Source organism: Pseudomonas sp. RHF3.3-3 (genome assembly GCF_048069595.1).
Taxonomy (GTDB): Bacteria; Pseudomonadota; Gammaproteobacteria; order Pseudomonadales; family Pseudomonadaceae; genus Aquipseudomonas; species Aquipseudomonas fuscovaginae_B.
The window spans coordinates 6,717,362-6,738,805 of sequence record NZ_CP182250.1 but is presented as its reverse complement, the minus strand read 5'-3'; the positions used below and the strand labels follow the sequence as shown (position 1 = coordinate 6,738,805).

At 64.8% G+C, this 21,444-nt stretch carries 22 protein-coding genes and 1 riboswitch; of the genes, 14 read left to right on the top strand and 8 right to left on the bottom strand.

All coding sequences use genetic code 11. The features are described from left to right. Positions 1 to 203: 203 nt before the first annotated feature. The 9 genes from mdcA (at position 204) to madM (ending at position 7,500) form a co-directional block, all read left to right on the top strand. Positions 204 to 1,880 carry a malonate decarboxylase subunit alpha gene (gene mdcA / locus ACMGT0_RS29705; RefSeq protein WP_054060896.1) on the top strand — a complete coding sequence of 559 codons (1,677 nt, stop codon included), beginning with the start codon at positions 204 to 206 and terminating at the stop codon, positions 1,878 to 1,880. Continuing rightward, positions 1,881 to 2,747: a triphosphoribosyl-dephospho-CoA synthase gene (locus tag ACMGT0_RS29700; protein ID WP_416770839.1), complete on the top strand. Its 867-nt coding sequence runs from the start codon at positions 1,881 to 1,883 to the stop codon at positions 2,745 to 2,747. It begins immediately after the preceding gene. Then, positions 2,747 to 3,046: a malonate decarboxylase subunit delta gene (locus ACMGT0_RS29695; RefSeq protein WP_416770838.1), complete on the top strand. Its 300-nt coding sequence runs from the start codon at positions 2,747 to 2,749 to the stop codon at positions 3,044 to 3,046. Before ACMGT0_RS29700 ends, ACMGT0_RS29695 begins: the two co-directional genes overlap by 1 nt. Further along, the gene (locus ACMGT0_RS29690) at positions 3,039 to 3,890 is read left to right on the top strand and encodes a biotin-independent malonate decarboxylase subunit beta (RefSeq protein WP_054061416.1); all 852 of its coding nucleotides are present in this window, start codon (positions 3,039 to 3,041) and stop codon (positions 3,888 to 3,890) included. Before ACMGT0_RS29695 ends, ACMGT0_RS29690 begins: the two co-directional genes overlap by 8 nt. Next, positions 3,887 to 4,690, top strand: coding sequence for a biotin-independent malonate decarboxylase subunit gamma (gene mdcE, locus ACMGT0_RS29685; RefSeq protein WP_054061415.1), 804 nt, complete (start codon positions 3,887 to 3,889; stop codon positions 4,688 to 4,690). Before ACMGT0_RS29690 ends, mdcE begins: the two co-directional genes overlap by 4 nt. A gap of 6 nt (positions 4,691 to 4,696) precedes the next feature. Continuing rightward, entirely contained in the window at positions 4,697 to 5,326 is a 630-nt protein-coding gene (locus tag ACMGT0_RS29680; RefSeq protein ID WP_054063530.1) for a malonate decarboxylase holo-ACP synthase, read from the top strand. Then, positions 5,323 to 6,252 carry a malonate decarboxylase subunit epsilon gene (gene mdcH, locus ACMGT0_RS29675; protein ID WP_416770836.1) on the top strand — a complete coding sequence of 310 codons (930 nt, stop codon included), beginning with the start codon at positions 5,323 to 5,325 and terminating at the stop codon, positions 6,250 to 6,252. The genes ACMGT0_RS29680 and mdcH overlap by 4 nt, the downstream gene beginning before the upstream one ends. Positions 6,253 to 6,317: 65 nt before the next feature. Next, entirely contained in the window at positions 6,318 to 6,734 is a 417-nt protein-coding gene (madL, locus tag ACMGT0_RS29670; protein ID WP_416770835.1) for a malonate transporter subunit MadL, read from the top strand. Position 6,735: 1 nt separating this feature from the next. Next, a complete protein-coding gene (gene madM, locus ACMGT0_RS29665; protein WP_054061302.1) occupies positions 6,736 to 7,500 on the top strand; it encodes a malonate transporter subunit MadM in 765 nt (254 codons plus the stop codon). A gap of 1 nt (position 7,501) precedes the next feature. On the opposite strand, the gene ACMGT0_RS29660 is transcribed toward madM, so the two are convergent. Both ACMGT0_RS29660 and ACMGT0_RS29655 read right to left on the bottom strand, forming a co-directional pair. Continuing rightward, positions 7,502 to 8,416 carry a LysR substrate-binding domain-containing protein gene (locus ACMGT0_RS29660; RefSeq protein WP_273825242.1) on the bottom strand — a complete coding sequence of 305 codons (915 nt, stop codon included), beginning with the start codon at positions 8,414 to 8,416 and terminating at the stop codon, positions 7,502 to 7,504. A 78-nt stretch (positions 8,417 to 8,494) separates the two neighbouring features. After that, on the bottom strand, positions 8,495 to 9,559 hold the full coding sequence (locus ACMGT0_RS29655) for a TauD/TfdA family dioxygenase (protein ID WP_416770832.1): 1,065 nt from the start codon (positions 9,557 to 9,559) through the stop codon (positions 8,495 to 8,497). Positions 9,560 to 9,760: 201 nt separating this feature from the next. Here ACMGT0_RS29655 and trhA point away from each other — a divergent pair, with 201 nt between their 5' ends. Next, a complete protein-coding gene (gene trhA, locus ACMGT0_RS29650; protein WP_054063527.1) occupies positions 9,761 to 10,378 on the top strand; it encodes a PAQR family membrane homeostasis protein TrhA in 618 nt (205 codons plus the stop codon). A gap of 4 nt (positions 10,379 to 10,382) precedes the next feature. Here trhA and ACMGT0_RS29645 read toward each other — a convergent pair whose 3' ends face one another. Continuing rightward, positions 10,383 to 11,102 (bottom strand): 16S rRNA (uracil(1498)-N(3))-methyltransferase, encoded by a 720-nt coding sequence (locus ACMGT0_RS29645; RefSeq protein WP_054063526.1) that lies wholly within the window; start codon positions 11,100 to 11,102, stop codon positions 10,383 to 10,385. 88 nt (positions 11,103 to 11,190) lie between these two features. Beyond that, positions 11,191 to 12,597: an adenosylmethionine--8-amino-7-oxononanoate transaminase gene (locus ACMGT0_RS29640; RefSeq protein WP_416770830.1), complete on the bottom strand. Its 1,407-nt coding sequence runs from the start codon at positions 12,595 to 12,597 to the stop codon at positions 11,191 to 11,193. Positions 12,598 to 12,940: 343 nt separating this feature from the next. On the opposite strand from ACMGT0_RS29640, the gene ACMGT0_RS29635 reads away from it, so the two are divergent. Both ACMGT0_RS29635 and ACMGT0_RS29630 read left to right on the top strand, forming a co-directional pair. Beyond that, the gene (locus ACMGT0_RS29635) at positions 12,941 to 13,492 is read left to right on the top strand and encodes a cytochrome b (protein ID WP_054063524.1); all 552 of its coding nucleotides are present in this window, start codon (positions 12,941 to 12,943) and stop codon (positions 13,490 to 13,492) included. Positions 13,493 to 13,523: 31 nt separating this feature from the next. Beyond that, positions 13,524 to 14,102, top strand: a complete 579-nt coding sequence (locus ACMGT0_RS29630; protein ID WP_054063523.1) for a YceI family protein — start codon at positions 13,524 to 13,526, stop codon at positions 14,100 to 14,102. A gap of 152 nt (positions 14,103 to 14,254) precedes the next feature. Here ACMGT0_RS29630 and ACMGT0_RS29625 read toward each other — a convergent pair whose 3' ends face one another. The 4 genes from ACMGT0_RS29625 to ahcY all read right to left on the bottom strand — a co-directional run bounded on the left by ACMGT0_RS29625 (position 14,255) and on the right by ahcY (position 19,710). Continuing rightward, positions 14,255 to 16,102, bottom strand: a complete 1,848-nt coding sequence (locus ACMGT0_RS29625) for a DEAD/DEAH box helicase (protein ID WP_416770827.1) — start codon at positions 16,100 to 16,102, stop codon at positions 14,255 to 14,257. Between the two features lie 306 nt (positions 16,103 to 16,408). Next, entirely contained in the window at positions 16,409 to 17,167 is a 759-nt protein-coding gene (locus ACMGT0_RS29620) for a substrate-binding periplasmic protein (protein ID WP_054059718.1), read from the bottom strand. A gap of 132 nt (positions 17,168 to 17,299) precedes the next feature. Next, positions 17,300 to 18,145 carry a methylenetetrahydrofolate reductase [NAD(P)H] gene (metF, locus tag ACMGT0_RS29615; RefSeq protein WP_054059719.1) on the bottom strand — a complete coding sequence of 282 codons (846 nt, stop codon included), beginning with the start codon at positions 18,143 to 18,145 and terminating at the stop codon, positions 17,300 to 17,302. A 155-nt stretch (positions 18,146 to 18,300) separates the two neighbouring features. Then, on the bottom strand, positions 18,301 to 19,710 hold the full coding sequence (gene ahcY / locus ACMGT0_RS29610; protein ID WP_416770825.1) for an adenosylhomocysteinase: 1,410 nt from the start codon (positions 19,708 to 19,710) through the stop codon (positions 18,301 to 18,303). A 21-nt stretch (positions 19,711 to 19,731) separates the two neighbouring features. Then, positions 19,732 to 19,838, bottom strand: a riboswitch (S-adenosyl-L-homocysteine riboswitch). A gap of 196 nt (positions 19,839 to 20,034) precedes the next feature. Here ahcY and ACMGT0_RS29605 point away from each other — a divergent pair. Both ACMGT0_RS29605 and ACMGT0_RS29600 read left to right on the top strand, forming a co-directional pair. Continuing rightward, on the top strand, positions 20,035 to 20,442 hold the full coding sequence (locus ACMGT0_RS29605) for an acyl-CoA thioesterase (protein ID WP_054059721.1): 408 nt from the start codon (positions 20,035 to 20,037) through the stop codon (positions 20,440 to 20,442). 73 nt (positions 20,443 to 20,515) lie between these two features. Continuing rightward, positions 20,516 to 21,370 carry a formate/nitrite transporter family protein gene (locus ACMGT0_RS29600; RefSeq protein WP_054059722.1) on the top strand — a complete coding sequence of 285 codons (855 nt, stop codon included), beginning with the start codon at positions 20,516 to 20,518 and terminating at the stop codon, positions 21,368 to 21,370. Positions 21,371 to 21,444 lie beyond the last annotated feature (74 nt).

Genomic DNA, 21,444 nt, shown 5'->3' with positions numbered 1-21,444 from the left:
GACGCTCGGTAGGAGCCGGGCTTGCCCGCGAAAGCGTCGGACCTGCTACTCCAGTAACACTCGCCCATTCACCACGACGACACTGCCACCCACCCCCGCGTCAAATCATTAACCTTGGCGTAACAATCAGTCGCCGGGCTTGATTGATGCCCTGTCCGATCGCTCCTACTGTCTAGCCACGACAGCGAACCCCTGGAGTGAGCATGACAGCCCCCAATTCCCCCGACTCGCGCTGGACGCGGCGCCGCGCCGAGAAGCAGCGTCGTCTCGAACAGGTGCGGGCCCTCGCCGATGGCGTGGTGTTGCCGACCGAGCAGATCGTCGCCGCCCTGCAAGCCCTGATCATGCCCGGCGACCGGGTGGTGCTGGAGGGCAACAACCAGAAGCAGGCGGATTTTCTCTCGCGTTCCCTGGCCAAGGCCGATCCGGCCCGGCTTCACGACTTGCACATGATCATGCCCAGCGTCGGACGTGCCGAGCACCTGGACCTGTTCGAGCGCGGTATCGCCCGCAAGCTGGACTTCTCCTTCGCCGGCACCCAGAGCCTGCGTATCAGCCAGTTGCTGGAGGACGGCCTGCTGGAAATCGGTGCGATCCACACCTATATCGAACTCTACGCGCGGCTGGTGGTGGACCTGATTCCCAACGTGGTGCTCAGCGCCGGCTTCATGGCCGACCGCGCCGGCAACATCTACACCGGCCCCAGCACCGAAGACACCCCGGCGCTGATCGAGCCGGCGGCGTTCAGCGACGGCATCGTGATCGTCCAGGTCAACCAACTGGTCGACGATGTCAGCGAGTTGCCGCGGGTGGACATTCCCGCGTCATGGGTCGATTTCGTGGTGGTGGCCGACCGGCCGTTCTATATCGAACCGCTGTTCACCCGCGACCCGCGGCATATCAAGCCGGTGCATGTGCTGATGGCGATGATGGCGATCCGCGGGATCTACGAAAAACACAACGTGCAGTCGCTCAACCACGGGATCGGCTTCAACACCGCCGCCATCGAACTGATCCTGCCGACCTACGGCGAGTCCCTGGGCCTGAAGGGCAAGATCTGCCGCAACTGGACGCTCAACCCGCACCCGACGCTGATTCCGGCGATCGAAAGCGGCTGGGTCGACAGCGTGCATTGCTTCGGTACCGAACTGGGCATGGAGAACTACATCGCCGCCCGGCCGGACGTGTTCTTCACCGGGCGCGACGGCTCGTTGCGCTCGAACCGGATGGTCTGCCAACTGGCCGGGCAGTACGCGGTGGATCTGTTCATCGGCGCGACCCTGCAGGTCGACGGCGACGGTCATTCCTCCACCGTCACCCGCGGGCGCCTGGCCGGTTTCGGCGGGGCACCGAACATGGGCCACGATCCGCGCGGTCGGCGGCATGGCACCCCGGCCTGGCTCGATATGCGCCTGGACCGCGGCGATGCGCCCCAGGCGCTGCTCGAACGCGGCAGGAAACTGGTGGTGCAGATGGTCGAGACCTTCCAGGAGGGCGGCAAGCCGACGTTCGTCGAAACCCTCGATGCCGTCGAGGTGGCGAGGAAAAGCGGCATGCCGCTGGCACCGATCATGATTTACGGCGACGACGTCACCCACCTGCTGACCGAGGAGGGGATCGCCTACCTGTACAAGGCCCGCTCCCTGGAGGAGCGCCAGGCGATGATCGCCGCCGTGGCGGGGGTCACTGCCATCGGCCTGCGGCACAAGCCGCAGGATACGGCACGGCTGCGGCGCGAAGGGCTGATCGCCTTGCCCGAGGACCTGGGCATCCGCCGCACCGACGCCAGCCGTGAACTGCTCGCGGCCAAAAGTGTGGCCGACCTGGTGGAGTGGTCCGGTGGCCTCTACAACCCGCCCGCACGCTTCAGGAGCTGGTAAATGCACGCCTTCAATCTGCAGCCCCAACCCCTGTCACTGGCCGAGCGCCTGGCGGATTTCGCCGTCGAAGCGCTGATCGACGAAGCCGACCTGTCGCCCAAGCCCGCCCTGGTGGACCGGCGTGGCAGCGGTGCACACAACGACCTGCACCTGGGCCTGATGCATGCCTCGGCGCTGGCGTTGTGGCCGATGTTCAAGGAGATGGCCGATGCCGCCATTGCCAGCCATTCCCCGGCATTCAGCGGCCTGGTATTGCGTGAAGCCCTGGGTCGTATCGGCCGCGAGGGAGAACAGGCGATGCTCAGGACCACCGGCGGAGTGAATACCCACCGTGGCGCGATCTGGGCCCTGGGCCTGCTGGTGGCCGCGGCGGCACAGGAGTCCGGCAGCGTTTCTGCCCAAGCGCTGACCCTGCGGGCCGCGCGCCTGGCACTGCTGGAAGACCGCCATGCACCCGGCGGCAACAGCCACGGCCAGCAGGTGGCCCGCCGTTACGGGGCCCGCGGTGCCCGGGAGCAGGCGCAACTCGGCTTCCCGGCCGTCACCCGGCTCGGCCTGCCTCAACTGCGGCGCAGCCGCCTGGCGGGTCACGGCGAGCAGAATGCCCGGCTGGATGCGCTGCTGGCGATCATGACCGGCCTGGCCGACACCTGCGTGCTCTACCGCGCCGGCCTGCCGGGCCTGCAGGCCATGCAGCAGGGCGCCCGCGCGGTGCTGGAGGCCGGCGGCAGCGCCAGCCTGGCCGGCCGGCGCTGCCTGCATGAATTGGATCAACAGCTTTTGGCGATGAACGCTTCACCCGGCGGCGCGGCGGACCTGCTCGCCGCCTGCCTGCTGATCGACCGTCTCGAACAGGAAGCCTTGTGATGGAAAAACTGTCCTTCGAATTCCCCGCCGGACAACCGCCCCGGGGCCGTGCCCTGGTGGGCTGTGTCGGTTCCGGCGACCTGGAAGTGCTGCTCGAACCCGGTCACCCCGGCACCCTGTCGATCCAGGTGACCACCTCGGTCAATGGCAGCTCGGCGCGTTGGCAGCACCTGTTCGAGCGCTTGTTCGACGGGCGTCTGCCGCCGGCGCTGGCGATCGATATCCACGATTTCGGCGCCACGCCCGGGGTGGTCCGGTTGCGTCTGGAACAAGGTTTCGAGGAGGTCGGCCATGACTGACAGCGAGGCTCTGTTGCACAAGCACAGTTTTGTCGAACTCGGCGCCCGGCAGCGGGCCAGGGCTTTGCTCGACAGCGGCAGTTTCCGCGAACTGCTCGATCCCTTCGCCCGGGTCATGTCGCCCTGGCTCGAACGCCAGGGCGTGGTACCCCAGGCCGATGATGGGGTGGTGATCGCCAAGGGCAGCATCGACGGCCTGCCGGTGGTCATCGCCGCCATAGAGGGCGCTTTCCAGGGCGGCAGCCTCGGCGAGGTGGGCGGCGCGAAGATCGCCGGTGCCCTGGAGCTGGCTGCCGAAGACAACCGCCAGGGCATCCCGACCCGCGCCGTGCTGCTGCTGGAAACCGGTGGCGTGCGCCTGCAGGAGGCCAACCTGGGCCTGGCGGCCATCGCCGATATCCACGCGGCGATTGTCGATCTGCGGCGCTATCAGCCGGTGATCGGTGTGGTGGCCGGCAGTGTCGGCTGTTTTGGCGGCATGTCCATCGCCGCCGCGCTGTGCAGTTACCTGGTGGTGACCCGCGAGGCCCGCCTGGGCCTGAATGGGCCGCAGGTGATCGAACAGGAGGCGGGGCTGGAGGAATACGATTCCCGTGACCGGCCCTTCATCTGGAGCCTGACCGGCGGCGAGCAGCGTTTCGCCAGCGGCCTGGTGGATCGTTATGCAAGCGATGACGTGGCCGCGATCCGGCAGCAGGTCGCGCACTTGCTGGAGGCTGGCCTGCCCGAGACACAGCGTAGTCGGCAGGCGGGCTGGTACCTGCAGCGGCTGGCTGAACTGGATGCCGCGCCACAGATCGACCCGGCCACGGTACGCCGGCTTTTCCAAGGAGATCGCCCATGAGCACCCGTTCCCTGCGCGGTTTGCACTGGTTCCAGAGCCTGGCTGGCGATGCCGTCGAGGCGACCGGCTTGCCGGCTTCGCTGAAGGTCGCCGATACCCGGCTGGGCGACCAGCCGGTACGCCTGCTGGCGGTGGTACCCGATGCGGACAACCGGTTTGTCCGCGCCCGTCATGGCGAAGTCGGCCTGTTGGAAGGCTGGAGTCTGGCGAGGGCGGTGGACGAGGTGATCGAGGCCGACAGCGCGAGTGGGCACAAGCGCGCGCTGATTGCCATTGTCGATGTGCCGAGCCAGGCCTACGGGCGTCGTGAGGAAGCCCTGGGGATCCATCTGGCCCTGGCCGCGGCCGCCGACAGTTACGCCCGTGCCCGCCTGGCGGGGCATGCGGTGATTGCCCTGCTGGTGGGCAAGGCGATGTCCGGGGCGTTCCTCGCCCACGGCTACCAGGCCAACCGCCTGATCGCCCTGCGTGATCCGGGGGTGATGGTCCATGCCATGGGCAAGGCCTCGGCGGCGCGCGTGACCCTGCGCAGTGTCGAGGACCTGGAGGCCCTGGCCGCCAGCGTGCCACCCATGGCCTATGACATCGACAGTTATGCCAGCCTGGGGCTGCTGTGGAAGGTGCTCGACGTGCAGCGGATCGAGCAGCCCACGGCGCAGGATCTGGCCTGTGTGCAGGATTGCCTCGGCGCCGCGATCGTCGATGCGATGCAACGTGGCACCGATCTGGGCGGACGGCTGGGGGCGCCCAATCGGGCTGCGTCGAGCCGGGTCCGGCAACTGTTGCGTGAACAGTGGTGAGTCGCGATGTGTAGCGACGGCCACTATCTCCCTCACGACCTGCTCTGGGGGCTGACCCCGGCGCAATTGCCGCCGGATGCGCCGGCCTGGGTGGCTGAGGCGCTGGGCCTGGGGCAGCCGGTGGTGGTGCGGCGGGCACTGGTCGCAGCGGATCAATTGCCGGTGGGCGTGCGCGGGTTGTCGCGCGAGCAGCGTTTCGCCACGCTGATGCCGCGGCGGCTGGTCGAACGTCGGGTGCGCCCGGAGGCGCTGGTCGACAGCCGACTGGCCAGGCGGGACTGGCCGGCCTTGCAGGCCTTGCGGCATGTACGCCCGGCGCTCGATGCCCGGGGCCTGGCCTGGGGCGTCAGCGGCAGCGCCGGTTTTGAACTGGCCACCGGCTTGCCGACCCTGCACCCGGAGAGCGACCTGGACCTGATCCTGCGTGCACCGCAGGCGTTGTCGCGAGCCCGGGCCGCCGAGCTGTTGCGGCAACTCGACAATCCGTTCTGCCGTGTCGACCTGCAGTTGCAGACCCCGCTGGGCGCGGTGGCGCTGGCGGAGTGGGCGGGCCCGGCGCAACGGGTGCTGCTCAAGAGCGACGCGGGTGCACGGTTGGTGGCCGATCCGTGGAGTGCCGGGGAGTTGGCGGCGTGAGCAGCCTGCTGGCGTTTCCCGGCCAGGGTGCGCAGCAGCCCGGCATGTTGCGGCGCCTGCCCGATGCGGCGGTGGTTCGCCAGTGCCTGGGTGAAGCCGCAGAGGTGCTTGGCGAGGATCTGGCGTTGCTGGACAGCGCGCAGGCGCTGGCCTCGACCCGCGCGGTCCAGCTCTGCCTGCTGGTTGCCGGGGTGGCCGGGGCCCGGCTGTTGCTGGACAACAGTCCACCGCCGGCCTACGTGGCCGGCCTGTCGATCGGCGCCTATCCGGCGGCGGTGATGGCCGGGGTGCTGGATTTCAGCGATGCCCTGCGCCTGGTCAGCCTGCGCGGGCAACTCATGCAACAGGCTTATCCACAGGGCTATGGCATGACCGCATTGATCGGTCTGGAACGGGCGGCTGTGGATAAGTTGCTGGCCCAGGTCCATGGCCCGCGCACGCCGGTTTACCTGGCGAACATCAATGCCGACAACCAGTGCGTGATCGCTGGTAGCGATGAGGCCATGGCCGCGGTCGCTGCCGCGCTGAAGCAGGGCGGAGTGGCCCGGCGCCTGGCGGTCAGCGTGCCGTCCCACTGCCCGTTGCTGGAGGCGCCGGCGCAGGCCTTGGCGGCCGCATTCGCCGAGGTACCGATGCGGGCGCCGTGCCTGGGTTATCTCAGCGGCAGCAGTGCCCGGTTGCTGCGCACTGCCGAACAGATTCGCGATGACCTGGCCTTCAACATGTGCCGGCTCATCGATTGGCGCGGTACTGTGCAAAGCGCCTACGAGCGCGGCGTGCGGCTGCAGATCGAACTGCCTCCGGGGGCGGTGTTGACCGGCCTGGCGCGGCGGGTATTCGAACAGGGCAGCGTGGTCGCCTTCGACGGTGCCCGGCTGGACAGTCTCAAGGCACTGCTGCAAGAGGAGGGATGCCGCCACCGATAGAGACCGGCTGTTGCTTCGAAGGACAAAAACAACAACTTCGACACTGCGATGCGAGGATAACAACAATGATTATTTACGGTGTGGCACTGCTGGCGGCCTGTACCTTGGCCGGTGTGGTTCTGGGAGACATGCTCGGCGTGTTGCTGGGGGTCAAGTCCAATGTCGGCGGGGTCGGGATCGCCATGATCCTGCTGATCTGCGCCCGCCTGTGGATGCACAGGCACGGCGGCATGAGCAAGGAGTGCGAGATGGGCGTCGGCTTCTGGGGCGCCCTGTATATCCCGGTGGTGGTCGCCATGGCCGCCAACCAGAACGTGGTCACCGCCTTGCATGGCGGTCCGGTGGCGTTGCTGGCGGCCGTCGGTTCGGTGCTGCTGTGCGGTTGCACCATCGCCCTGATCAGCCGGACCAACAAGGGCGAGCCGTTGCCGGCCGAGCCTGCGGCGGCGTTGTCGGATGCCCATGTCGCGGGAGGTCGCTGACATGTGGGCTATCGTCGAGAAAGCATTGGAGCACAATGGGCTGATCACCGCGTTCGCGCTGGTCGGGGTGGTGATGTGGCTGTCGGTGCTGCTCTCCAGGCACCTGACCCTGGGTCGCATCCACGGTTCGGCGATCGCCATCGTGATCGGCCTGGTCCTGGCCTGGATCGGTGGCACGTTGACCGGTGGGCAGAAGGGCCTGGCCGACATGGCGCTGTTCTCCGGCATCGGCCTGATGGGCGGCGCCATGTTGCGCGACTTCGCGATCGTCGCCACCGCCTTCGAGGTGCAGGCCACCGAGGCGAGGAAGGCCGGCCTGATCGGCGCGGTGTCGCTGTTGCTGGGCACCGTGCTGCCGTTCATGGTCGGCGCGAGCATGGCCTGGGCCTTCGGTTATCGCGATGCGGTGAGCATGACCACCATCGGTGCCGGGGCGGTGACCTATATCGTCGGGCCGGTGACCGGTGCGGCGATCGGGGCCAGTTCCGATGTGATCGCCCTGTCGATCGCCACGGGCCTGATCAAGGCGATCATCGTGATGGTCGGCACGCCAGTGGCGGCGCGCTGGATGGGCCTGGACAATCCGCGTTCGGCGATGGTGTTCGGCGGCCTGGCCGGGACGGTCAGTGGCGTGACGGCCGGGCTCGCGGCGACGGATCGGCGGCTGGTGCCCTATGGCGCGCTGACAGCGACCTTCCATACCGGGCTGGGCTGCCTGCTCGGGCCGTCGGTGCTGTTTTTCATCGTGCGAGGCCTGGTGGGCTGATTCAGGCGCGATGGTTGGCATACATCCGGCACTCCGCCAGGAGTGCCAGCAGGTTGGGGTCGCGCTCCTTGGCCTTGAGGAATACCACGCCGATATGCTGCTGCAGGTGGTAGCGCGGCTGCAGCGGAATCAGTTTCACCCGGTTTTCATACACCGCGGCGATCCGCCCGGGCAGCAGCGCATAGCCGACGCCGGAGCTGACCATGCTCAGCAGGGTGAAGATATCGTTGACCTGCATCGCCACCTTGGGCTCGAAGCCCGCCTGTTCGAACACCCGATTGCCGTCGCGGTGGGTGGCGAAGCCCTGGGTCAGGGTGATGAAGGTCATGTCGCGCAGGTCCGCCAGGTCGACCTGGGCCTGTTGGGCGAAAGGCGAGTCGGCGGGCGTGGCGAGAAAGATATCGTCGGAGAACAGCGGCAGGTGTTCGCAGTCCGGATCTTGGGTGGTTTCGTCCAGCGACACCAGGATCGCGTCCACTTCCATGTTCCTGAGCTTGTACAGCAGGTCGATGTTCGAGCCGAGGATGAGGTCGATGTTCAGCTCGCTGCGACGGATCTTCAGGCCCATGATCAACTGCGGCACGGTCTTCACCGTCAGTGAGTAGAGCGAGCCGAGCTTGAAGCGTTCGGCGCAGAAGCCGGCGGCCTCACGGGTCAGGCGCACGCTTTCGACCACGTCCTGGATCAGTTTCTGCGCCCGCTCTTCCAGCACATAGGCGCTTTCCAGCGGTGTCAGGTTGCGCCCCTCGTGCTTGAACAGCGGGCAACGCAGGGCATTTTCCAGGGAGTGGATGGCGCGGTGCACGCTGACGTTGCTGGTCTGCAGTTCGGCCGCCGCCCGGGCCAGGTTGCCGGTGCGCATGAAGGCCAGGAACACTTCGAGCTTTTTCAGGGTCAGTTCTTCATCGATCAACATGGGACGGACTCTTTTTCGAATGCTCCGATTGTGCCCAAGTCCCGGAGAGTTGGCTGAGGCTTTTTCAGTGGCCCCCGCTCAACCGATCAGGCCGTTGCTGGCCGCCAGTCGCTGTTGGAAGGCCCGCAGCGTCTCATCGACCGGACAACCCTGATAGCCGCCGCGCAAGGCCTGGGCCCTGACGTTGCCATAGGCCGGCAGGAAGCTCTCGGGCAGTGGACGACTGCAGGCGGTGGCATGCCACTGGCGCAGCAGGTGGCGCTGGCGGCCGGGCTGCGCGCTGTCGGTAAAGCTGGTGCGGGCATGGCAGACCAGGTGGTTGTTGAGAAACTGCAGGTCGCCGGGCAACAGCTCCAGTTCCAGGCACATGTCCGGCAGGCAGGCGGTGTCATGCACCGCGTTCAGTGCGGCGCGGGCGATGTTGCCCAGGCGCGGTGCCCCCGGCAGGCGCTCGCAGTCGAGGTTGCGCTGACGATAGAAGCGGCTGGCGAAGACGCCGTGTTCCAGGGCGAATACCGGGCAGAGAAAAAAGCGCCTGTCGCTGGCGCTGTCGCGTGTCGGGTCGTAGAACGCCAGGGGTTGATAGAGCGCCTGGCACAACGCCGGATTCTCGCGCATCAGCCGGTCGTGCACGGCCCGCAGGCTGGCCAGGCGGAACAGCCCGCCACGGGCCGCCTGGCGCAGGCAGAGCAGGGTGGTCAGGTCGCAGGCATCGGTGTGGAACTCCATGGAGCGGCTGGTGATGTGGCTGCGATGGGTCGGGTGATGGGGTTGCTGGCGGTCACGGACATCAACCAGTAACTCGCCTGCGTGATTCTGTACCAGCGGCACGCCCAGGTGCAGGCCGATACCCCAGGCGAGCAGGCGTGCCTGCTCGGGCGTCTTGTCGGCCACGGGAAATCCGGTGATCAGGAATACCCCGAGGCCCCGCTCGGTTTCCAGGACGGCCCGTTGCAGCAATTCATGTACCGTGGGCAGCGGGAAGTCCCGCGGGGTCATGTCCAGGGGCGATCTGCCCCGGCGTCTTGCATACTCCAGGGCACAATCGACTTCGATGACCTGGGAGCGATCGAGGCGGTGTATCCAGGACAGCGAATGCTCGATCAGCTTTTCGCGGTTCCAGGCCTGGAGTGTTCGGGTCATGGCGGGCTCCCGTGGGGTGATGATGCGGGGCCTTCCATTTTCTGTATCGGCCGGCGATTTTTTTTTAATCTATGGAGCGAAATCCGGAAGCTTGTTTCCTCTTTGAAGGTAGGAAGCGGCTGTACAGGGCATCGGGCGACTGGGCCAGGCATGGCGTAGCGGGCCTGATGAAGTGTCCTGAGCAATGGAGGTGGGCGGTACATGTATCACGGGGAACGACTCAACGCCTGGACCCATCTGGTGGGGGCGATACTGGCGAGCATCGGCGCGATCTGGCTGCTGGTGATGGCAAGCCTGGATGGCAGCCCGTGGAAGATCGTCAGCGTGGCGATCTACGGGGTCACGCTGATGGCACTCTATAGCGTCTCGACCGTGTACCACAGCGTCCGCGGGCGGGCGAAGGTGATCATGCAGAAGGTCGATCACCTGTCGATCTACCTGCTGATCGCCGGCAGCTACACGCCGTTCTGCCTGGTCACTCTGCGCGGACCATGGGGTTGGACGTTGTTCGGCATCGTCTGGGGGCTGGCGGTGATCGGCATGTTGCAGGAGATCAAGCCGCGCTCGGAGGCGCGGATCCTGTCGATCGTGATCTATGCGGTGATGGGCTGGATCGTGCTGGTGGCGATCAGGCCGCTGCTGGCGGCCCTGGGCATGGCCGGGTTCATCTGGCTGGCCACGGGCGGGGCGCTATACACCCTGGGCATCATCTTCTTCGCCCTGGATCACCGGCTACGGCATTCCCACGGGATCTGGCACCTGTTCGTGATCGCCGGCAGTGCCCTGCATTTCGTGGCGATCTTCTGGTACGTGATCTGATGCGTCAGAAATCGCCCCACAGCTGCTGGGCCACCGCCAGGGCCACCACCGGTGCGGTCTCGGTGCGCAGCACCCGCGGACCGAGGCGTGCGGGCAGGTAGCCGGCCTTGGCCGCCTGCTCGACTTCGGCGTCGGACAAACCGCCTTCAGGGCCGATCAGAAAGGCCAGGCTGGCCGGCCTGGGATGGCTGGTCAGCGGTTCGGCCACCGGGTGCAGCACCAGTTTCAGTTCGGCCTGGGCCTGTTTCAGCCATTCACCCAGCGGCAGCGGCGGGTGGATCACCGGCAGGGTGGAGCGGCCGCACTGTTCACAGGCACTGATCGCGATCTGCCGCCAGTGGGCCAGGCGCTTGTCGGCGCGCTCGTCCTTGAGGCGGACTTCACAGCGCTCGCTGACGATCGGGGTGATTTCGCTGACGCCCAGCTCGGTGGCTTTCTGGATCGCCCAATCCATCCGTTCGCCCCGGGACAGGCCCTGGCCGAGGTGGATGTGCAGCGGCGAGTCCGGTTGGCCGGCGAAGCTTTCGGTCAGTTGCACACGCACGTGCTTCTTGCCGACTTCCAGCAGGGTACCGAGGAATTCGTGGCCGGAGCCGTCGAATACCTGCAGCGCGTCCCCTTCGGCCATGCGCAGTACGCGGCCGATGTAGTGGGCCTGGGCCTCAGGCAGTTCGTGTTCGCCGAGGCTCAGAGGGGCGTCGATAAAGAAGCGGGACAGTCTCATGGTGTATCTCTGGATATCGGAATGATGGGTTGCCGGGGCGCCGCACTGCCGCGAATGGGTCGCGCGCGCCCGCTTGGCTTCTGTGGGGTTAGCCCGGATCACGGAAGTCCGGATGGAAGTTTTCCGGCACCGTCACGCTGACCGCGCTGCGGGTGGCAATGTCGATCCCCTCGCTGGCCACTTCGGCGAGGAAGTCGATCTGTTCCGGCGTGATCACGTAGGGTGGCAGGAAGTACACCACGTTGCCCAGCGGCCGCAGCAGGGCGCCGCGCTCCAGGGCATGCTGGAACACCTTGAGGCCACGGCGCTCCTGCCACGGGTAGGCGGCCTTGCTGGCCTTGTCCTGGACCATCTCGATCGCCAGGGCCATGCCGGTCTGGCGCACTTCGGCAACGTGCGGGTGATCCGCCAGGTGCGCGGTGGAACTGGCCATCCGTTGGGCCAGGGTCCGGTTGTTCTCGATGACGTTGTCCTGCTCGAAGATATCCAGGGTCGCCAGCGCCGCCGCACAGGCCAGCGGGTTGCCGGTGTAGCTGTGGGAGTGGAGGAACGCGCGCAGGGTCGGATAGTCGTCGTAGAAGGCGCCGTAGACGTCCTCGGTGGTCAGGCACGCCGCCAGGGGCAGGTAGCCGCCGGTGAGCGCCTTGGACAGGCAGAGGAAGTCCGGACGGATACCGGCCTGTTCGCAGGCGAACATCGTGCCGGTGCGGCCGAAGCCCACGGCGATTTCATCGTGGATCAGGTGTACGCCGTAGCGGTCGCAGGCCTCGCGCAGCAGCTTGAGGTACACCGGATGGTACATGCGCATGCCGCCGGCTCCCTGGATCAGCGGTTCGACGATCACTGCGGCGACGCTCTGGTGATTCTCCGCCAGGGTCTGTTCCATGACCTGGAACAGGTTGCGCGAATGCTCTTCCCAGCTCATGCCCTGCGCACGCATGTAGCAGTCCGGGCTCGGCACCTTGATGGTGTCCAGCAGCAGGGCCTTGTAGGTCTCGGTGAACAGCGGCACGTCGCCTACCGACATCGCCGCCACGGTCTCGCCGTGGTAGCTGTTGGTCAGGGTGATGTAGCGTTTCTTCTGCGGCTGGCCGCGGTTGAGCCAGTAATGAAAGCTCATCTTCAGCGCGACTTCGATGCAGGACGAACCGTTATCGGCATAGAAGCAGCGGGTCAGGCCTTCGGGGGTCATCTTCACCAGGCGCTCGGACAGCTCGATCACCGGCTGGTGGCTGAAACCGGCGAGGATCACGTGCTCCAGCTGGTCGACCTGGTCCTTGATGCGCTGGTTGATGCGCGGGTTGCAGTGGCCGAACACGTTGACCCACCAGGAGCTGACGGCATCGAGGTAGCGCTTGCCGTCGAAATCCTCCAGCCACACGCCTTCGCCGCGCTTGATGGGGATCATCGGCAGTTGCTCGTGATCTTTCATCTGGGTGCAGGGATGCCACAGCACCGCGAGATCGCGTTGCATCCACTGGTTGTTCAGGCTCATTTCCACTCTCCCACGGGCACCTTGCGACAGGCGCGGGCCAACAATCGCGCAAGCCTATGCAATGCCGGGCTACGGGACAACCCGTGCCGGTCATTCAACGGCCTCGCCACCGGCGAAGTGTCCGGGCGACGAGGCCTGCAGCGGTTGCAACGATTATCCTCCGGTGCCTCGAATAAAGTCGCCCGCCGGGGTGTTCCGGATAGGCGGCGACCTTAATATTTTCTTAACCCGCTCGTTCCAGACTTATGATCGTATTTCTCGATATTTCAAAGCAAAATTTTTCGCTTTAATTCGATAGGTAAACCATTAGTCTTGGGCGCAGTACTTACAGGATCTCTCGGCCATGCAGCTACGTAATTCATCTTCCCGCTACGGCGCAGTCAGCATGCTCCTGCATTGGGGCGTGGCTCTGGTGGTCTTCGGCCTTTTCGCGCTGGGCTTGTGGATGGTCGGTCTCGACTACTACAGCGAGTACCGCAAGGCCGCTCCGGACCTGCATAAAAGTATCGGCTTGACCCTGTTCGCGGTGATGGTCGTACGGCTGGCCTGGCGTTTCATCAGCCCGCCGCCGCCGGCACCGTCCAATCATGGCCGCCTGACCCGCCTGGGCGCCAAGTTCGGCCATGCGTTCCTCTATCTGGGCCTTTTCGCCCTGATGTTCTCCGGGTACCTGATTTCCACCGCAGAAGGTGTCGGGATTCCGGTGTTCAATCTGTTCGACGTGCCGGCCTGGATTTCCAGCATCCCCGACCAGGCGGATGTGGCTGGCACGGTGCACCTGTACCTGGCCTGGACCGTGGTGATCTTTGCCGTTCTCCATGGCCTGGCTGCGCTGAAACACCACTTTATCGATCGTGATGCGACGCTGACCCGCATGCTGGGTCGCAAAGCCTGATGTTCAACCTCGACTCAAAAGGAATAGAAGCATGTTGAAAAAGACTCTCGCCGCCCTGGCAATCGGTACCGCACTGTTCACTGCCGGTCAGGCGATGGCCGCTGACTACGTGATCGACAAGGAAGGCCAGCACGCCTTCATCGACTGGAAGATCAGCCACCTGGGCTACAGCTTCGTACACGGCACCTTCAAGGACTGGAGCGGCAAGTTCAGCTTCGACGCCAAGGCGCCTGAAGCGAGCAAGATCGAGGTCGAGCTGAAGACCGCCAGCCTGTTCTCCAACCACGCCGAGCGTGACAAGCACATCGCCAGCAAGGACTTCCTGGACGTTGCCAAGTATCCGGAAGCCAAGTTCGTCTCCACCAGCGTCAAATCCACTGGCGAGAAAACCGCTGACGTGACCGGTGACCTGACCCTGCACGGCGTGACCAAGCCGGTGACCTTCAAGGCCACCTTCAACGGTGAAGGCAAGGACCCATGGGGCGGCTACCGTGCCGGCTTCAACGGTACCACCACCCTCAACCTGAACGATTTCGGCATCAAGGGCCCAGGCCCATCCTCCCAGACTCTGGACCTGGACATCTCGTTCGAAGGCGTAAAGGCCAAGTAATACTTTTCCTGTAGGAGCAGCGCTTGTTCGCGAAGGGGCCCGATGGGCATGGCTTGGCGGGCAAACCCTACTCCTGCAGGGGAAGCCGGCCACAATGAAAAACGCCCCCGGTTCTCACGAACCGGGGGCGTTTTTCATTGCCGAGGGAATACTCAGCGATTGCGGGTCAGCAACGCCGGTTTCTCGCCGCGTGGGCGGTTCGGCAACTGGTCCAGTTGCTCAGGCGTCAGGGAGCGATCGATCTTCGACTCCTTGTGCATGATCTTCGGCTGGTTCTCACGAGGGCTTTTCACCGCCGGCTCCTGGCGGAACGACTGGTCGTCCCGGGCCGGACGACGGTTGCGCGAGTCGTCGCGACGTGGCTGGCCATCCCGCGCTGCGCCATTACGGCCAGTACGCTTCTGGGCGCCCGCGCCTGCACCGGTGCCGTTGCTGCCGCGCTGGCCATTCTGCCGACCCTGGCCCTGGGCTGCACCGCCACGGGCTGCGCCTTGTCCGGCACCGCCGGGACGGCGACCATGACCCTGGGGCTTGGCGGCCTGTGGCACGTAGTCGACACGGTTGCCGAAGTTGTCCACGTCGTCATCGAGAAACTCTTCCGGGTCGCGGTCCGGTGCCGGACGCGGGATCTGGCGCTGTTGCTGCTGCTCGCGAGGCTTCTGCTCACGGGCCGGACGCTCGCCGCGACCGCTGTTCGCCGGCTTCTCCTTGCCGCCCTTGTCCTTGCCCTTGTCCTTGCGACCGCTACCGCTGCCACCGCCGTTGGCGCCGTCGCCACGGGGAGCACGCGCGTTGCGCGGGTTGCGGCCTTCCGGACGCTCGCGTACTTCCGGTTTTTCCGCTTCCACGGCGCTGGCGTCGAAGCCCATCAGGTCGCCGTCGGCGATTTTCTGCCGGGTCATGCGCTCGATGCTTTTCAGCAGTTTCTCTTCGTCCGGGGCGACCAGGGAAATCGCCTCGCCCGAGCGACCGGCACGGCCGGTACGACCGATGCGGTGGACGTAGTCTTCATCGACGTTCGGCAGCTCGAAGTTGACCACGTGCGGCAACTGGTCGATATCCAGGCCGCGGGCGGCGATATCGGTGGCGACCAGGATGCGGATCTCGCCCGCCTTGAAGTCTGCCAGGGCCTTGGTGCGGGCGTTCTGGCTCTTGTTGCCGTGGATCGCCGCGGCGGTCAGGCCGTGCTTGTCCAGGTACTCGGCCAGGCGGTTGGCACCGTGCTTGGTGCGGGTGAACACCAGCACCTGTTCCCAGGCGCCGGTGGTGATCAGGTGGGCCAGCAGGGCGCGCTTGTGGCTGGCGGCCAGGCGGAACACACGCTGCTCGATACGCTCGACCGTGGTGTTCGGTGGCGTCACCTCGATGCGCTCCGGGTTGTGCAGCAGCTTGCTCGCCAGGTCGGTGATGTCCTTGGAGAAGGTCGCCGAGAACAGCAGGTTCTGCCGCTTGGCCGGCAGCCGTGCGAGAACTTTCTTCACGTCATGGACGAAGCCCATGTCGAGCATGCGGTCGGCTTCGTCCAGCACGAGGATTTCCACGTGAGACAGGTCGACGCTGCCTTGCCCGGCCAGGTCCAGCAGGCGCCCCGGGCAAGCGACGAGCACGTCGACGCCACGGGCCATGGCCTGGATCTGCGGGTTCATGCCGACACCGCCGAAAATGCAGGCGCTGACGAATTTCAGGTCGCGGGCATAGAGCTTGAAGCTGTCGTGCACCTGGGCGGCCAGTTCGCGGGTCGGGGTCAGGACCAGTACGCGCGGTTGGCGCGGGCCGTGACGCTGGGATTTGTCCGGGTGACCGTTGGGGAACAACCGCTCCAGAATCGGGAGGGCGAAACCGCCGGTTTTACCAGTACCTGTCTGTGCCGCGACCATCAGGTCGCGACCTTGCAACACGGCGGGAATGGCCCGCTGTTGCACCGGAGTAGGCTCGGTATAGCCGGCGGCCTCGATGGCGCCGACCAAAGCCTCGGAGAGACCGAGGGAAGCAAAGGACATGAGTAATCCTGTTCAGTTAGGGCAAAGCCCGATGGGAATCTTGCCTGGCGCGAATGGCATCTGGGAGCTGAACGAAAGCGGCCGGCAGCGTGTGCGGCGTTTTCCTGTCCGGTCCTGGAGGACGCAATCCCGTCCGGTAATGCTGGATCTTGAGGCTCTACGCACGGCGCGCGCTGGCTCTTTGGCGGCGCAGGTCACTGTGTCGGAATACCTGATGCAAGGTCGAGCGTCCGGGCGTAAGCCTGGCGGGAACGCCGGAGTATAACAGAGCAATCGGCCTGTGCCGCGTTCCTGCTGCTCAACGGTTCACTGCTTTTTCCCGGCGCCGGGCGCGCCGGCATAGCGGGCGTTGAGTTCGGCATAGGCCGGTTCGCGCTTGAACCGCTTGAGTTCGGCGTTGAAGCGCTGCATCAGCAGGTCCATGCCGGCGTTGCGACGCAGGGCCAGGTATTGCCGATTGCGGCTGATCACGCTCGGGTACTGGGCGATCTGCTCCTGCAGGTTCAATTCGTTGAGCACATGCTGACCGACGCGGCGGTCGGTGATCACCAGGTCGATGCGCCCCAGGGCCAGCTTGCCGAAGTTGGACTCATGGCTGGGGGCCGGTTCGTGTCGGAACAGGCGCGATTCGTTGAATTGCGGACTGTACTGATAGCCCGGCGAGACGCCTACGGTCAGCCCGCGCAGATCATCCAGGCTGCTGAACGGATGGGGATGGGCCTTGGCGTAGAAGAGCACGAACTCCACTTCGGAAAGTGCCTCGTCGGGATACAGCAGTTTGTCGTCGCGCTGGCTGCTGTGAAAGATATCCAGGGCGCCGTCGGCCTGGCCCTGTTCGAGCATCGCCAGGCAACGTTTCCAGGGCAGGAACTGCCACTCCACCTCGATCCCCAGGCGCTGGAAGACAATCGCCGTGGTCTCGTAGTCCAGGCCCTTGGCCTGGCCATTCTCCTCGTAGACATAGGGGGCCCAGGGTTCGGTGACAATGCGCAGTCGCTCGCCCCGGGCCGTCAGGCTCAGGCAAGTCAGGACAATGGCTGTCAGCAGTTGGGCAATGACGGGCATTGCCAGAGAGTACGATGGGCGCGCAGTAAATAGCCAGAGCCGCGTGAGGGCTCTGTCCCGGGCTATTCCGGTTGCAATAAAAAAGGCCCTGGCTTGCGCGAGGACCTTTTGTTCACGGCCTTTGCTGTCGGATCAGCGCGGCAGCTTGAGATTGTTCCATACCGCCAGGCTCGGTTCGGCCAGGTTCAGGGTATAGAAATGCAGACCCGGCGCGCCGCCTTGCAGCAGGCGTTCGCACATCTGGGTGACCACCTGCTCGCCGAAGGCCTGGATGCTCTGGCTGTCATCGCCGTAGGCTTCCAGCTGCTTGCGGACCCAGCGTGGGATTTCCGCGCCGCAGGCGTCGGAGAAGCGTGCCAGCTTGCTGTAGTTGGTGATCGGCATGATGCCCGGCACGATCGGGATGTTCACCCCCAGTGCCCGTACGCGGTCGACGAAGTAGAAGTAGCTGTCGGCGTTGAAGAAGTACTGGGTGATCGCACTGTCGGCACCGGCGTTGGCCTTGCGCACGAAATGCTGGATGTCGTCTTCGAAATTGCGCGCCTGCGGGTGCATTTCCGGGTAGGCGGCGACTTCGATGTGGAAATGGCTGCCGGTTTCTTCACGGATGAAGCTGACCAGGTCGTTGGCGTGGCGCAGTTCGCCGCTGGCCATGCCCATGCCGGAGGGCAGGTCGCCGCGCAGGGCGACGATGCGCTTGATGCCGGCGTCCTTGTACTGGGTCAGCAGGCCGCGCAGGTCGTTCTTGCTGTCGCCCACGCAGGACAGGTGCGGAGCGGAAGGAATCTTTACTTCGCTCTCGAGCTGCAGCACGGTGTTGAGTGTGCGGTCGCGGGTCGAGCCGCCGGCACCGTAGGTGCAGGAGAAGAAGTCGGGATTGTGGCTGGCCAGCTGGCGGGCAGTGGCGAGCAGCTTTTCATGCCCAGCATCGGTCTTGGTCGGGAAGAACTCGAAGCTGTAGCGACGATCTTGGGACATGGTAATACCTGTGGAAGCTCAGAATACCAGTGTGGGAGCTGCCTGCCCGCAATGCAGTGGCCTCGATTCTGCAACAGTACCGAGGCGCTGCCATCGCCGGCAAGCCAGCTCCCACAACAGCCTGCTCTCGCCGGGAGAGCAGGCAACCAGGCCGATCAGTAGCGGTAGGCGTGCGGCTTGAACGGACCTTCGACGCTCACGCCGATGTAGTCGGCCTGGGTCTTGGTCAGTTGGGTGACCACGCCGCCGAAGCCGCGGACCATTTCCAGGGCCACTTCCTCGTCGAGTTTCTTCGGCAGTACTTCAACGGTCAGGCGCTCGGCTTTCTGGGCAGGCGACAGGTCGGCGTACTTCTGGCCGAACAGGAAGATCTGCGCCAGTACCTGGTTGGCGAACGAACCGTCCATGATGCGGCTTGGGTGACCGGTGGCGTTGCCCAGGTTCACCAGGCGGCCTTCGGCCAGCAGGATCAGGTAGTCGTCGTTCTGCGGGTCGAAATCGCCGTGGCCGGTGCGGTGGATCTTGTGCACCTGCGGCTTCACTTCTTCCCATGCCCAGTTCTTGCGCATGAAGGCGGTGTCGATTTCGTTGTCGAAGTGACCGATGTTGCAGACCACGGCGCGCTTCTTCAGGGCCTTGAGCATGTTCGCATCGCAGACGTTGACGTTACCGGTGGTGGTGACGATCAGGTCGATCTTGCCCAGCAGGGCCTTGTCGATGCTGGCTTCGGTGCCGTTGTTGATCCCGTCGATGAACGGCGAAACCACTTCGAAACCGTCCATGCAGGCCTGCATGGCGCAGATCGGGTCGACTTCGGTGACCTTGACGATCATGCCTTCCTGACGCAGGGACTGGGCCGAGCCCTTGCCCACGTCGCCGTAGCCGATCACCAGGGCCTGCTTGCCGGACAGCAGGTGGTCGGTACCGCGCTTGATGGCATCGTTCAGGCTGTGACGGCAGCCGTACTTGTTGTCGTTCTTGCTCTTGGTGACCGAGTCGTTGACGTTGATCGCCGGGATCTTCAGCTCGCCCTTGGCCAGCATGTCCAGCAGGCGGTGGACGCCGGTGGTGGTTTCCTCGGTGACGCCGTGGACCTTGTCCAGGACCTGCGGGTACTTCTTGTGCAGCAGTTCGGTCAGGTCGCCGCCGTCGTCGAGGACCATGTTGGTGTCCCAAGGCGCGCCATCCTTGAGGATGGTCTGCTCCAGGCACCACTCGTATTCCTGCTCGGTTTCACCTTTCCAGGCGAAGACCGGGATGCCGGCAGCGGCGATGGCGGCAGCGGCCTGGTCCTGGGTCGAGAAGATGTTGCAGGACGACCAGCGAACCTCGGCACCCAGGGCAACCAGGGTTTCGATCAGCACGGCGGTCTGGATGGTCATGTGGATGCAGCCCAGGATCTTGGCACCCTTGAGCGGTTGCTCGGCCATATACTTGCGGCGCAGACCCATCAGGGCAGGCATTTCCGATTCGGCGATGATGATTTCGCGACGGCCCCAGGCAGCCAGGGACAGGTCGGCGACTTTGTAATCGGTAAAATCTGCAGGCGTGTTGACAGCGCTCATAGAGAGCCTCCATTCGTAGTGTGCGAATGGGCGCCGTTGTGCGTTTAGTATCCGGGCGCATCATCACGACCGGAGAACGCCCCATCCGAGCCTGACAGGTCGAGCCTGCTGCAGCGCCCCTCGGACAGGTGGCGGGTAAACGGTATCAGGGGAAGATGACCGTTTTGATCGGCGCTGAGTATAGCGGCCTGTCGAGGACTTCCCAAGGGTTTCTGTCGGTTCGATGAAGAATGCTCATGGCGACCATAGTCGAGTGTTCATAGAGCTTGACCGTACGGTCTGCCATGATAGCTGGCATCAATGGCAAGACGGTCAGGTACGCGCATGAATTTCCACACCCGCAAATGGGTCAAACCCGAAGACCTCAACCCCAACGGCACCCTGTTCGGCGGTAGCCTGTTGCGCTGGATCGACGAAGAGGCGGCGATCTATGCCATCGTCCAGCTGGGCAACCAGCGGGTGGTGACCAAGTACATCTCCGAGATCAACTTCGTCAGTGCCTCGCGCCAGGGGGACATCATCGAGCTGGGTATCACGGCCACCGAGTTCGGGCGTACTTCGATCACCCTGACCTGTGAAGTGCGCAACAAGATCACCCGCAAGAGCATCCTGACCGTGGAGAAGATGGTCTTCGTCAACCTGGGCGAAGACGGCCTGCCGGCGCCTCATGGTCGGACCGAGATCAAGTACGTGAAGGACCAGTTCAAGGAGGACGGGATCAGTCCGATCTGATCGCGCCAGTCACTGAACAGCCGCGAACCCGTGGTGTCCCACTTTTCAGGCACACCTTGGGTTCAGGCACTCGATGGATACGCAAAAAGACGGCAAGACCCCGGACCTGTCGCCCGAAGAGCGGCAGGACGTCACACGCAACCAGCCGCCAAGGGCGGCGGTGCTGCATGAAATCATCCGCCTGCAGGGCGACCAGGAACTGGAGCGCAGTGTCGCCGCGCTCGGCTGGTCGGCGCTGGCGGCCGGCCTGACCATGGGCCTGTCGCTGATGGCGATGGGACTGCTCAACTCCCGGTTGCCGGAGGGCGAGGCGTTCAAGGTGATCGCCAGCTTCGGCTACTGCGCGGGCTTTCTCGCGGTGATCCTCGCGCGCCAGCAACTGTTCACCGAAAACACCCTGACGGCGGTGCTGCCGCTGATGAGCCAGCCGACCCTGGGCAACCTCGGTCGCCTGCTGCGCTTATGGGGCGTGGTGCTGGTGGGCAATCTTTGCGGCACGCTGCTGGTGGCCTACGTGATGCTGCATCTGCCGATCTTCGACAACAAGACCGACCTGGCCTTTCTCGAAATCGGTCGCAAGGTCATGGAGCACGAGCCACAACAGATGTTTGCCAAGGGCATCGTGTCCGGCTGGATGATCGCCACCATGGTCTGGATGATCCCGTCCATGGAGAGCGCGAAGATGTGGATCATCATCCTGATCACCTACCTCATGGCGCTGGGCGATTTCACGCATATTGTGGCCGGTTCGGCCGAGGTCTCTTACCTGGTATTCGCCGGGGAACTGTCATGGCGTGAGTTCTGGCTGCACTTCGCCGGCCCTACGCTGGCCGGCAACATCATTGGCGGCAGTTGCATCTTCGCCCTGATCAGTCATGCGCAGATCCGCAGTGAAAGCGGGGCGCCGAGGGATTCGCATGATGCTTGAAAGGTGACCGAGCGGTTCTGGTGAGTACCCAACGCATTCGTATGGCGGCAGGCTTGTCAAAGTGTGAACGTATT